The organism is Agromyces sp. NPDC055661 (genome assembly GCF_053618135.1).
In genome coordinates, this window is the sequence record NZ_JBSHHC010000001.1 from 1,747,482 (window position 1) to 1,759,865 (window position 12,384).

9 protein-coding genes are annotated in these 12,384 nt (G+C 70.5%); 3 read left to right on the plus strand and 6 right to left on the minus strand.

Features of this window, described 5'->3' with window-relative positions:
- Window positions 1–583: 583 nt before the first annotated feature.
- Window positions 584–1,453, plus strand: coding sequence for a ParA family protein (locus ACWGO8_RS07960; RefSeq protein WP_452043532.1), 870 nt, complete (start codon window positions 584–586; stop codon window positions 1,451–1,453).
- A gap of 11 nt (window positions 1,454–1,464) precedes the next feature.
- Window positions 1,465–2,448, plus strand: a complete 984-nt coding sequence (locus tag ACWGO8_RS07965) for a ParB/RepB/Spo0J family partition protein (protein ID WP_452042544.1) — start codon at window positions 1,465–1,467, stop codon at window positions 2,446–2,448.
- 119 nt (window positions 2,449–2,567) lie between these two features.
- Here the strand turns inward: ACWGO8_RS07965 and ACWGO8_RS07970 are convergent, their stop codons facing one another.
- The 6 genes from ACWGO8_RS07970 to ACWGO8_RS07995 form a co-directional block, all read right to left on the minus strand.
- A complete protein-coding gene (locus ACWGO8_RS07970) occupies window positions 2,568–3,530 on the minus strand; it encodes a D-alanine--D-alanine ligase family protein (RefSeq protein ID WP_452042545.1) in 963 nt (320 codons plus the stop codon).
- 34 nt (window positions 3,531–3,564) lie between these two features.
- Complete coding sequence (locus ACWGO8_RS07975) at window positions 3,565–4,914, minus strand: aminotransferase-like domain-containing protein (protein ID WP_452042546.1); 1,350 nt, start codon at window positions 4,912–4,914, stop codon at window positions 3,565–3,567.
- A gap of 189 nt (window positions 4,915–5,103) precedes the next feature.
- Entirely contained in the window at window positions 5,104–5,427 is a 324-nt protein-coding gene (gene trxA, locus ACWGO8_RS07980) for a thioredoxin (RefSeq protein WP_376952939.1), read from the minus strand.
- A 49-nt stretch (window positions 5,428–5,476) separates the two neighbouring features.
- Window positions 5,477–6,484 (minus strand): thioredoxin-disulfide reductase, encoded by a 1,008-nt coding sequence (trxB, locus tag ACWGO8_RS07985; RefSeq protein ID WP_452042547.1) that lies wholly within the window; start codon window positions 6,482–6,484, stop codon window positions 5,477–5,479.
- A 121-nt stretch (window positions 6,485–6,605) separates the two neighbouring features.
- Complete coding sequence (gene murJ, locus ACWGO8_RS07990; RefSeq protein WP_452042548.1) at window positions 6,606–8,225, minus strand: murein biosynthesis integral membrane protein MurJ; 1,620 nt, start codon at window positions 8,223–8,225, stop codon at window positions 6,606–6,608.
- The gene (locus tag ACWGO8_RS07995) at window positions 8,218–10,713 is read right to left on the minus strand and encodes a DUF6049 family protein (RefSeq protein WP_452042549.1); all 2,496 of its coding nucleotides are present in this window, start codon (window positions 10,711–10,713) and stop codon (window positions 8,218–8,220) included. Before ACWGO8_RS07995 ends, murJ begins: the two co-directional genes overlap by 8 nt.
- A 119-nt stretch (window positions 10,714–10,832) precedes the next feature.
- On the opposite strand from ACWGO8_RS07995, the gene ACWGO8_RS08000 reads away from it, so the two are divergent.
- Window positions 10,833–12,266 (plus strand): CCA tRNA nucleotidyltransferase, encoded by a 1,434-nt coding sequence (locus ACWGO8_RS08000; RefSeq protein WP_452042550.1) that lies wholly within the window; start codon window positions 10,833–10,835, stop codon window positions 12,264–12,266.
- Window positions 12,267–12,384 lie beyond the last annotated feature (118 nt).

Here is a 12,384-nt window from a genome sequence, read left to right on the forward strand (position 1 = left end):
TGCGGGTGCGAGCGAGTCACCCACTGTGTCGAGCGGCGAGCTACCGTCGCAGGAGACGAGGGAACCCGCGATCCGTGCGGAGGAACCTGTCGAGACCGCGTCCCCGTCCGTGTCACCGCAACTCGACCAGGACAGCACCGCCATCCCTGGCGCTTCGAGTGAACCTGGCGCTTCGGGCGAGCACAACCTTGAACCGGGATACTCCGTTCCCGAGTTCGCCACCGAAATGACTTCGACGACTCAGGTTGATGCTCATCAGTGGAGCCCCGCGGTCACCGAATCGGCAGCACGCACCTCGTTCACCCCGGACACCCGGCTCACGCCGCCCTCCGATGAGACACCCGCCGAGGCTCTGACGAGTGAAGCAGCGCCGGCCTCACCACCGGCGTCATCGTCGACGGTCGTGCCCGGTACGCTTGATCCTCGGGAATCGCCCGACGAACCGCCGCTGGACCGGATCCAGACGGACCCGCCGAGCCTCCCCACGATCGACATTCCGGCGTCCGTTTCACGTGAAACCACCGCGCAGGAGCTCGCGACCGGCGTTTCACGTGAAACGTCCACTCAGTACGGAGGAACTCCCCTGGCCGATCAACTCGCCGACGAGACGCGACGGCGCCAGGCGCTCGAGGGGGAGATCCTCCCGCTTCCGGCGCGCACGCGCATCATGACGATCTCGAACCAGAAGGGTGGCGTCGGCAAGACGACGACGACCGTCAACCTCGCCGCTGCGCTGGCGCGCACGGGCGCGCATGTCCTCGTCATCGACCTCGACCCGCAGGGCAACGCGTCCACCGCACTCGGCGTCGACCACCGTTCGGAGCAGCAGAGCGTCTACGAGGTACTCGTCGCCGACCTGCCCCTCTCCGAGGTGGTGCAACCGTCGACGGAGCACGAGCGCCTCGACTGCGTTCCCGCGACCATCCACCTCGCCGGCGCGGAGATCGAACTGGTGTCGCTGGTCGCTCGCGAACAGCGCCTCCGTCGTGCGCTCGACGCTCACCTCGCGGCGATGGATCGCCCGTACGACTACGTGTTCATCGACTGCCCGCCGTCGCTCGGCCTGCTCACGATCAACGCCTTCGTCGCGGCGCGCGAAGTGCTCATCCCCATCCAGTGCGAGTACTACGCGCTCGAGGGCCTCTCCCAGCTGCTCAGCAACATCGAGCTGATCGAGAAGCACCTCAACCCCGACCTCCGACTGTCGACGATCCTCCTCACGATGTACGACTCGCGCACGAACCTCGCGCAGCAGGTCGCGCAAGAAGTGCGGGATCATTTCCCGACGCAGACCCTCGGAACGATCATCCCCCGCTCCGTTCGGGTCTCCGAGGCTCCCAGCTACGGGCAGAGCGTGATCAGCTACGACTTCGCCTCGACCGGCTCGCTCTCCTATCGCGAAGCCGCGGCGGAGATCGCACGACGGGGTCTCGCGACCCAGAACACCCAGTAAGGACACCCGAGATGGCCACTAAACGCACCGGCCTCGGCCGCGGAATCGGCGCCCTGATCCCCACGGCCGACGACGCGAACCGGGCGACTCGTCCGGTCGATGTCTTCTTCCCCGGCGTCGACTCGACGCCCGCAACGGCGATCGCCGCGGTCGAGCAGGCCGCCGCGACCGAGGGCCTGTTGACGGTACCCGGTGCGCGGCTGGCGCGGTTGAGCCCCGACGACATCGTCCCCAACGCGCAGCAGCCGCGCACGGTCTTCGACGCCGAGGACCTCGAGGAGCTCGTCCACAGCGTTCGCGAGTTCGGAGTGCTGCAGCCGATCGTCGTCCGCCCGCACCCCGGTGAGCCCGGCAAGTACGAGCTGGTCATGGGCGAGCGTCGACTGCGCGCGACGAAGGCCGCCGGCCTCGACACCATCCCGGCGGTCGTGAAGGACACCGCCAACGAGGACATGCTCCGCGATGCGCTGCTCGAGAACCTGCACCGCTCGCAGCTCAACCCACTCGAGGAGGCGTCCGCCTACCAGCAGCTCCTCGCCGACTTCGGGATCACCCAGGAGGAGCTCGCCTCCCGCATCGGCCGATCTCGTCCGCAGATCTCGAACACGCTCCGCCTGCTCAAGCTGCCCGAGGCGGTCCAGCTCCGGGTCGCGGCCGGTGTGCTGAGCGCGGGCCACGCCCGGGCGATCCTCGCCGTGAGCGACGACCCCGAGGAGATGCAGCGGTTCGCCGACAAGATCGTGAACGAGGAGCTGTCGGTCCGCGCAGCCGAAGCACTTGCGGCGAGCAGCCCGAAGCCGTCACGCGCGAAGCCGGCGGCCGGCAAGCGACAGGACTTCCTCGACGACTTGGCCACGCGCCTCGGCGACCGGCTGAACACCCGCGTGAAGATCGCACTCGGCGCGCGGAAAGGCCAGATCAGCATTGATTTCGCGACGGTTCAGGATCTCCGCCGCATTCTCAGCGACCTCGGCGAGGAACTCGAAGGCGTGTGAACCTGCGCCGCCCGGAGAATCGCTCCTGGTGAACTGGAACACCCTGTTTCGAGGAGCTCCCGACCAACCTGGCAGAGGGGTCGACGACGAGCCTCACCCGCTCGGCGCCGACCCCGCGGTCAGACGGCGGCGCGTGCCGCAGCGGCCTTGACCAGACCGCTGTAGATCGTCGCGGCATCCGTGCCCGAGGCCTCGATCGCGAGCGGCACCAGCGACGTCTCGGTGAGCCCGGGGATCACGTTCGCCTCGAGGAACCAAGGCGTGCCCTCGGCGTCGACGATGAAGTCGATGCGCGAGAGGTCGCGCAGCCCGAGCGTGCGATGCGCGTGCACCGCGGCATCCGCCACCGAACTGCTGACCGCATCGCTGAGCCGCGACGGCGCGTAGAACGTGGTCTCCCCCGCGTTGTACCGGGCCTGGAATCCATAGACGCCGGTTCTCGGCTCGATCTCGACCGGGGTGAGCGCGCGCGGTCCGTCGCCGGTGTCGACCACGGCGACCGCGATCTCGGTGCCGTGCACGCGGTGCTCGACCACGGCGACGTCGTCGTACGTGAACGCCTCGACCATCGCGCGCGGCAGCTCATTGGGCTCGTCGACGATCGTGACGCCCTGCGCGGACCCACCCGATCCGGGCTTCACGACGAGATCGCCCTCGAGCGACTCGCGCACCACGCGCAGCACGCTCGAGGCGCCGAGTTCACGGAACGCCTCGTTCGACAGCACGATCGAGCGCGGCACGGCCAGGCCCGCATGCGATGCGAGCGAACTGGCGACCGGCTTCGACCACGCACGCCGAGCGGCGGCGCCGGTCGAGCCGACCGTCGGCACGCCGAGCGCGTTGAGGAGGTCGAGCAGTGACCCGTCCTCGCCGCTCGACCCGTGCAGCGCCGGGAACACGACGCCGGGTCGTTCCCTCGCGAGGAAGGGCAGGAGTCCGGCGTCGGGGTCGAGCAGCACGACCCGATGGCCCGCCTCGGCGAGGGCATCGGCGACTCGCCGACCCGAACGCAGCGAGACATCGCGCTCATGCGAGATGCCGCCGGCCAGGACGACCACGTACAGACCACTGGAATCGCTCATGATCCGGGCTTTCTCCAAACTGTGATCCGTGTGGTCACTTGAGGTCGGACGGTGGGGCGGAGTCGTAGTCGGCGCTCGGCGGCAGCTGCAGCGGACCCGTGCCGGCGAACGTGTCGAGCAGGTCGAGCTCGCCGTTCACGACCGTGGCGAGGCGACGGATGCCGACCCGGATGGCGTCGGGCGTGGGATAGCAGAACGACAGGCGCATCGCGTGGCGTCCGCGGCCGTCGGCGAAGAACGCCGTGCCGGGCGTGTACGCGACGAGCTCCTTGACCGCGCGCGGCAGCATCTGCTTGGAGTCGAGCACGTCGGGCATGGTGACCCAGACGTAGAACCCGCCGTTGGGGTTCGTCCACCGCAGTTGCGGAAGATACTCCCCCAGCGCCTCGATCATCGCGTCCTTGCGTTCGCGGTAGACCCCGCGGAACGTGTCGATCTGGGCGCGCCAGTCGGTGCTCGAGAGGTATTCCGAGACGACGAGCTGGCTGAACGAGCTCGGCGAGAGGATCGCGGACTCCGCGGCGAGGATGAGCTTCTCGCGGATGGCGTGCGGTGCGAGCGCCCAGCCGACCCGGAATCCGGGGGCGAGTGTCTTCGAGAAGGAGCCGAGGTAGATGACGTGCTCCTCGTCGAGTGAGCGCAGGGCGTTCGGCGCCGGCTCGTCGAAGTGGAGCAGGCCGTAGGGGTTGTCCTCGAGCACGAGGATCTCGTTCTCGCGGCAGATCTCGAGGATCTCGGGGCGCCGCGCCGCGGCGAGGGTCACGCCGGCCGGGTTGTGGAAGTTCGGGATCGTGTACAGGAACTTGATGCGTCGTCCCTGGCCGCGAAGGTGCGCGATCGTCTGCCGCAGCGCCTCGGGGATGAGTCCGTCGTCGTCCATCGCGACGTGCACGACGCTTGCCTGGTACGACCGGAACACTCCGAGCGCGCCGACGTAACTCGGCGACTCGGCGAGGATCACGTCGCCCGGGTCGATGAAGAGCTTCGCCACGAGGTCGAGGGCCTGCTGCGATCCGGTGGCGGTCACGACGTTGTCGACCGAGCCGCGGATGCCCTCGAGGGCCATCACGTCGAGGATGTGCTCGCGCAACTGCGGGATGCCCTGCCCCGAGCCGTACTGCAGTGCGGTGGGACCCTGCGTGCGCATGACGCGCTCCATCGAGGAGACGATGAGCTCCTGCGGAAGCGCCGAGACGTACGGCATGCCGCCCGCGAGCGAGACCACCTCGGGACGCGACGCGACGGCGAACAGGGCTCGGACCTCGGAGGCGGCGAGGCCCGAGGCTCGCTCGGCGTAGTTCGCGTACCAAGGGTCGAGGTTGTTGCCGGTCCGCTGGGGGACGTCAGAGGTCACGTCGCTTCCGTTTCTGCTCAGGATTTCCATGCTAGTCATCTGGTTCGGGCGGTCCGTTCGCGTGACGTCACGCCCCGGGCATCCGCTCGGCAGACCGCGACCGCGACCGCGACGCACTGGAAAGCGGCGAGCGGGCGGGCAGGCGGTTCGACCCCGCGGATACGCGAAAGACCCGCCCGGCGACTGCCGGACGGGTCTCTGCGTGTGCGAGGCGGCCGACTACGAGATGTAGGCGGCGAGGTCGGCCTCGAGTGCGGGCTTCGGCTTGGCGCCGACGACGGTCTTGACGACCTCGCCCTTCTCGAAGACCTTGAACGCGGGGATCGCGGTGATCTGGTACTTCATCGCGAGGTTCGGGTTCTCGTCGACGTTGAGCTTGACGATGTCGAGCTTCTCGGCGTGCTCAGTCGCGATCTGGTCGAGGATCGGGCTGACCATGCGACACGGGCCGCACCACTCGGCCCAGAAGTCGACGAGGACGGCCTTCTCGTTGTTCAGGACCTCCTGCTCCCAGGTGGCCTCGTTCACGGTACGTGCAGTCATGTGTTTCTCCTTTGGTGAAGCGGATGTCTCGCTCGGCGCGATCGGTGGATCAGCGCGTGCGGGCGAAGTTCTCGACAGCCTCGGCCTCTTCGATCGCCTCGGCCTCGATCTCGGCGATCTCGGGCGACGGCGCTTCGGCCAGGGCGGCCAGGTAGTGCTCGGCGTCGAGTGCGGCGACCGTGCCCGTCCCGGCGGCCGTGACGGCTTGGCGGTAGAACGGGTCGATCACGTCGCCGGCGGCGAAGACGCCGGGAACCGAGGTGCGCGACGAGCGGCCCTCGACGTGGATGGTGCCCTCGCGCGTGAGCTCGAGCTTGCCGTGCACGAGGTGCGTGCGCGGGTCGTTGCCGATCGCGACGAACAGGCCGTCGAGGTCGAGCGCGCGGAGCTCACCGGTCACCGTGTCGCGCAGCGTCACGCCCGAGACCTGCTCGGTGCCGTGGATCTGCGTGACCTCGGCGTTCCAGATGAACTCGATCTTCTCGTTGTCGAAGGCACGCTGCTGCATGATCTTGGACGCCTTGAGCGAATCGCGACGGTGGATGACGTAGACCTTGTCGGCGAATCGCGTGAGGAAGGTGGCCTCCTCCATCGCCGAGTCGCCGCCGCCGACGACCGCGATGGTCTTCTGGCGGAAGAAGAAGCCGTCGCAGGTGGCGCACCACGAGAGGCCATGACCCGAGAGGATCTCCTCCTCGGGCAGGCCGAGCTTGCGGTAGGCGGAGCCGGTCGCGTAGATCAGGGCGGACGCCTCGTGCACCTCGCCGTTGCCGAGCTTCACGCGCTTCACAGGACCTTCGAGCTCGAGCTCCACGACGTCGTCGTACACGACCTCGGTGCCGAACCGCTCGGCCTGCGCCTGGAACTTCGCCATGAGGTCGGGGCCCATGATGCCCTCGGGGAAGCCCGGGTAGTTCTCGACCTCGGTGGTGTTCATCAACTCGCCGCCGATCTCGACCGAGCTGGCGATGAGCAGGGGCTTCAGCTCCGCGCGCGCGGCGTAGATCGCGGCCGTGAACCCGGCCGGGCCAGAGCCGATGATGATGATGTCGCGCAACTTCACTCCTGTGGTCACTGGTGTTTCGGCACCCCCGACGTTCTGGATGGGCACGTCAAGGTGAACACAGTCTAGGCGGCGGGTATTCCGCGGCCGACCGGGCGCTCGCGAGTCGGATGCCTCAGCGTCGCCGCACCCGCGCCACGAGCGGCTCGGCGAATCCACGCAGCTCGGGCGATCGCAGGGCCCAGAGCACCCCGAAGTAGAGCACGGCCATGACGGCCCCGATGATCGCCATGGAGAGGATCGCGCCGACCCGGCTCGTGACGGCGAATCCGCCCTCGGTGGTGCCGCCGAGGACCACGAGGAGGACGACGCCGGCGATGACGGGAAGCACCGCGGCCGCGAGGTCGCGCCCGAGGCTCACGGCGATGCGTCGCCCGTCGAGTCGACCGAGCCGACGGCGGAGCAGGACGAGCGCGAGCACGAGCTGCGCGGTGCTCGCGAGCGTCGTCGAGAGGGCGATGCCGACCGCCGTCCACTCGAGCGGGAGCAGGATGCACGAGAGCGCGGCGGCGGTGAAGACGACCACCTGGAACAGGGTGAAGAAGAAGGGCGTGCGGGTATCGCCCAGTGCATAGAACGTGCGCTGCACGACGAACAGGATGCTGAACCCGACGAGGCCGATCGCGAACGCGATGATAACGTTGCCGAGTGCGGACGCCAGCGCGAGGCCGGGCTGGAACACCGCACCGAACGGGTAGGCGACGACCATGAGCACGACCGCAGCGAGCACGAGGATGACGCTGACACCGCGGACGGCGCTGGAGAGGTCGTCGCGGACCCGGTCGAGGTTCCCGGCGTGCGCGTGCTCGCTCATGCGCGTGAAGTACGCGGTCGCGATCGAGACCGTGATGACCGAGTGCGGCAGCATGAACACGAGCCAGGCGTTGTCGATCGCCGCGACGGATGCCCCCGCGCCCGAGGCCTGCAGCACGACCTGGGTCTGCACGATGCCGGCGAACGTCGTGAGCAGCAGCATCCCGAACGTCCACCCGGCCATGCGCCCGGCTGCCCCGAGGCCGACGCCGCGCCAGCGGAAGTCGGGACGATACCGCAGGCCGATGCGACGCCAGAACCAGAACAGCACGACGGCCTGGACGACGATGCCGAGCGTTGCGGATCCGGCCAGGACCGCGACCATGCCGGGTGTCCAGTCGTCGATCGCGCGCGTGCCGTCGGGGTCGAACCCGAAGAGGACCCCGAAGATCACGAGGCCGATGAGCGCGACGACGTTGTTGAGCACCGGCACCCACGTGAACGGGCCGAAGCTCCGGCGGGCGTTCAGCACCTCGCCGAGCAGCGTGTAGAGCCCGTAGAAGAAGATCTGCGGCAGGCACCACCAGGCGAACGCGACGGCGAGCGGGAGGATCTCGGAGTTCGAGCCCGCGTAGACCCAGGTGAGCACCGGGGCCAGCGCCGTCGCGAGGATCGTGGCGGCGCCGATGACCGTGAGCGCCAGCGTCAGGAGCTTGTTGATGTAGGCGCTGCCGCCGTCGGTGTGCGTGCTGGCACGCACGATCTGCGGCACGAGCACCGCCGAGAGCACGCCGCCGGCGACGATCACGTAGACGGTGTTGGGCAGGCCGTTGGCGACCGCGAATGCGTCGGCGGAGCTCGATCCGACGACGCCGATGGCCGCGGCCAGCACGATGGCCTTCACGAAGCCGAGGACGCGGGAGACGATCGTGCCGGAGGCGAGGAAGGCGCTCGCGCGGCCGATCCGGTCGGTGTCAGCCACGCTCGGGTCCTGTCGGGTCTGCGCTCTCGGTCGCGGTGGTATCGGGAGCGTCCGCGGCCGGTGCGGCCGGGTCGCCTGCCGCTGCGTCGGCTGCAGCGGGCGCAGCGGATGCGTCGTCACCGGCGTCACCGGTCGCATCGCGATCACCAGCGGCATCAGCGACGGTCGCGGCATCAGCGTCGGTCGCGGCATCCGCGTCATTCGGGGCATCCGCATCACCCGCGGCAGCACCCTCGGCGGCCGCGAGCCGCGCCCGACGGCGGCGGCGGATGTTGCGCCAGAGGCCGATGCCGAAGACCAGCACGACGATCACGGCGAGGATGGCAGCGCCGAGGCCCTCCCAGTCGGCCTGCACGTTGGCCGGGATCGTCACGGTGGTGCCGATCGGCACCCCCGCGGTCGAGGTGAGCGACACGGCGAGCGACACCTCGCCGTTGCCGACGCCCGCGGCGACCGGCACGCGCACGGTGGAGCGCGACTGCGGCTCGACGGTGGCCTCGACCTGGTCCTCGACGATGAGGCGCCCGTTGGACGGAGCCACGTCGACGACGACCGTGACGGGATAGGGCAGCGTGTTCTCGATCGTCGTCGGGACGCCCGTCTCGGTGGACACGACGTTGATGGTGCTGCTCGGCACCACCGACACGGATCCGAGCGTGGCGCGCTGCTCGGCGAGCCAGTCGCCGACCTCGGACTCCCAGGCGTCGGGGTCGTCGAGCCAGGCGACGTCGAGGAGCGAGAGGAGCTGGCGACGGGTCGGGCCGGTGATGAGGCTCTCATCCGTCAGCACGGTCGCGAACTCGGCGAGGCGCGCCTCGGTCTCGACCATCCGGCCGATCGCGGAGAGGCGGCCCTCCGACTCGGGCTCGTCGACGAGCGTGCGCGACTCGGGCGGTGCGCCGATCGCGTCGGAGAGGCCCGCGAGCGACGACCATCCGGAGCCGGCGATCTCATCGATGACCGCCGAGACCCGTGCGGACTGCGACGCGTCGCCACGATCGAACGTCGCGAGCACGGTCGTGCGCGCACTGCCGGCGTCGAGCGCGAGCTCGGCGAGCAGGCGCCCGGTCGCCTCGCGCCACTCGGTGTCGGTCGAGGCGTCGGATGCCGCGCGCAGGGGCTCCGTGAGCTCGGCATCGGCGACGAGTGCGGTCGAGCCGTCGACGTTCGCCGACGACGAGGCCGGCCCGTCGACGGGCTCGACGTTGCCGGGCGCGAGGATCGTGGTGGTGAGGCCCGCCGCATCGAGGTAGCCGAGGTCGCCCGCGGCCACCGTGTCGTCGGCGGGCCACGCGAGGTCCGCGCGCGTGTACGGCCAGGCGAGCAGCTCGTCGGTGGTCGGCACCCCGCCGGGCGTCGGCTCGGGCTCGACGGGCTCGTCGGTCGCCGGAGTGCCCACCGCCGAGCCGTCGTCCTCATCGGCCGCCTCGGGCGTCGTGGCGAAGTCCGCGGGATCGAGCACGTCGCCGAACGAGGTCGGCGCGAGGAGGCCGGGCAGGTCGAGCTGGGCCTGAGCCGCGACGTCGGCGTCTGCATACGCGAGCGGGAATACTTCGTTCGGCACGTTGGCGAGACGCTGCAGCCAGGCGGTCGCGGAGGCCGGCGCGCTCGTGCCGAGCACCCGGATCGATGCCACGATGCGAGGGTCGAGCCCGATCGCGACGCGGCGGCCCGCGAGGGCGTCGAGCTGTCGCGTGAGCAGCCCCGTCGGGGAGGTCCAGTTCGCCAGCTGGTCGGCGGGGATGAGCCCGAGCGGGACCGTGCCGGTGGGCGTCGTCAGCGGCGCGGCGAGTGCCACCGCCACCGAGCCCGAGGCCGGGACATCCGCGTTGGCGTAGGCGGCAGTGCCCGCCGCCACGACCGTGTCGCCCACTCGGAGCTCGGCGCCCAGGCCGAGCACGGGCGAGCCGGCGAGCTCGCCGAACGCCTCGCCGGGGACCGTGAACGACACGAGCGTCGCACCGCCGGCGGCCAGGCCGCGCGATTCGGCCTCGCCCAGCGTCACCGCGTCGCCGGCGATGCCGGTGCTGTCCTGGGCGTCGGCGGCGAGCCACTCGTCGAGCTCGGCCTCGTCGTCGATGGCGCCGTCGGCGCGCACGAGGCGCACGGTGCCGGGGGCGAGTGCCTCCCCGGTCGCGTTCTCGATCTCGACCGAGAGGGCGACGGGCTCGCCGGGCGAGATGGTCGTCGAGATCGTCGGCGAGACGCGCACCCGCAGGCCCGCCGTCTCGTCGCCGACGGCCTGCGCCGGGGCGGACGTGGTCAGGCTCGTCGCGGTCGCCGGAGCCGGGTCGCCGAGGCCGAGCATCGCCTGGAGACTCGATGCCGGGTCGACCCCCGCGTTGGCTGCGAGCGGGGTGGCGACGGCGCCCGTGAGGGCGGCGAGGGCGAGGCCCGCGAAGACGAGCCGGGAGCGTCGGGGGGTGCGGCGGGGGGTGGAGTCGGTCGAGTCGGCACGCTGAAGCGCGGGGTTCGACTCGGGCACCATGCAGGCGATTCTACGGGTTGGGGTCCGAGCGCCCGCTCGACGTCCACAGCGCATCCAGACCCCCCGAAGGAGGCCCGCCGCCGCGGGTCGACGGCCGCGTCCCGCTTAACATAGGGGGCATGCAGAGTGTCGCGGCGGCCCTCGACCGGCTGGGCGAGCTGGCCGCTTCGCCGACCGTCGCGAAGCTCGCCGAGGCGTTCGCGGCCGCGGGCCACGAGCTCGCGCTCGTCGGCGGCCCGGTGCGCGACGCGTTCCTCGGCCGCCCCACGAACGACCTCGACTTCACGACCGATGCCACGCCCGACCGCATCCTCGCGATCGTGAAGCCCATCGCCGAGGCGCACTGGGACATCGGCCGCGCGTTCGGCACCATCGGGGCGAAGATCGCCGGCGAGACCGTGGAGATCACCACCTACCGGGCCGACGCCTACGACGGGGCATCCCGCAAGCCCGACGTCGTCTTCGGCTCGAGCCTCGAGGACGACCTCACGCGCCGCGACTTCACCGTGAACGCGCTCGCACTGCGACTCCCCCAGCTCGCGCTCGTCGATCCGTCGGGCGGCGTCGAGGACCTCCTCTCCCGGACGCTGCGCACCCCGGCCGCGCCCGAGCAGTCGTTCGGCGACGACCCGCTCCGGATGCTGCGGGCCGCCCGGTTCTCGGCTCAGCTCGGATTCGAGGTCGAAGCCGGCACGCGCGCAGCCATGGCCGAGCTCGCCCCCGAGATCGACCGGATCTCGGCCGAGCGGGTGCGCGAGGAGCTGTCGAAGCTCCTCCTGACCTCGGCGCCTCGCGGCGGCATCCGCCTGCTCGTCGACTCCGGACTCGCCGATCGGGTGCTGCCCGAGATCCCGGCCCTGCGCCTCGAGGTCGACGAGCACCACCACCACAAGGACGTGTACGAGCACTCGCTCACCGTGCTCGACCAGGCGATCGACTACGAGGTCTCACGGGGCGTTCTCGACTCCCCCGACCTCGTGGTCCGGCTCGCGGCGCTGCTGCACGACATCGGCAAGCCGGCCACCCGCCGACTCGAGCCGGGCGGTGCGGTGTCCTTCCACCACCACGACCTCGTCGGCGCGAAGCTCGCCCGCAAGCGCCTGCGCGCACTGCGCTACGACAACGACACGGTCGCGGCCGTCTCCCGGCTCATCGAGCTGCACCTGCGCTTCTTCGGCTACGCGGATGCCGCGTGGACCGACTCCGCCGTGCGTCGCTACGTGCGCGACGCGGGCGACCAGCTCGAGCGCCTGCACATCCTGACCCGGGCCGACGTCACCACCCGCAACCGCCGCAAGGCCGACCGGCTCGGCTTCGCGTACGACGACCTCGAGGAGCGCATCGCCGTGCTCGCCGGGGAGGAGGAGCTCGCCGCCGTGCGCCCGGAGCTCGACGGGCAGCAGATCATGCAGCTGCTCGACGTGAAGCCCGGTCCGGTGGTCGGCGAGGCGTACCGGTACCTCCTCGAGGTGCGGCTCGACGAGGGGCCCATCGGCGAGGATGCCGCGAAGGAGCGCCTGCTCGAGTGGTGGGCGGCGCGCGAGCGGGCGTGACCGTGCACTGGTGCGCCGAGGGCCGACGATCGACCACGAGGCATCCTCAGCGTCGAATGGCGCGCCGACGCGGCATCCGTTACCATTGACAGGTTGCCCGAGCGCCGCATTCGCGGCC

Coding starts and splice junctions, on each gene's coding strand:
- ACWGO8_RS07965 (WP_452042544.1), top strand. CDS start 1,465: ATGGCCACTAAACGCACCGGCCTCGGCCGCGGAATCGGCGCCCTGATC.
- ACWGO8_RS07975 (WP_452042546.1), bottom strand. CDS start 4,914: ATGGAAATCCTGAGCAGAAACGGAAGCGACGTGACCTCTGACGTCCCC.
- trxA (WP_376952939.1), bottom strand. CDS start 5,427: ATGACTGCACGTACCGTGAACGAGGCCACCTGGGAGCAGGAGGTCCTG.
- ACWGO8_RS07970 (WP_452042545.1), bottom strand. CDS start 3,530: ATGAGCGATTCCAGTGGTCTGTACGTGGTCGTCCTGGCCGGCGGCATC.
- ACWGO8_RS07995 (WP_452042549.1), bottom strand. CDS start 10,713: ATGGTGCCCGAGTCGAACCCCGCGCTTCAGCGTGCCGACTCGACCGAC.
- ACWGO8_RS08000 (WP_452042550.1), top strand. CDS start 10,833: ATGCAGAGTGTCGCGGCGGCCCTCGACCGGCTGGGCGAGCTGGCCGCT.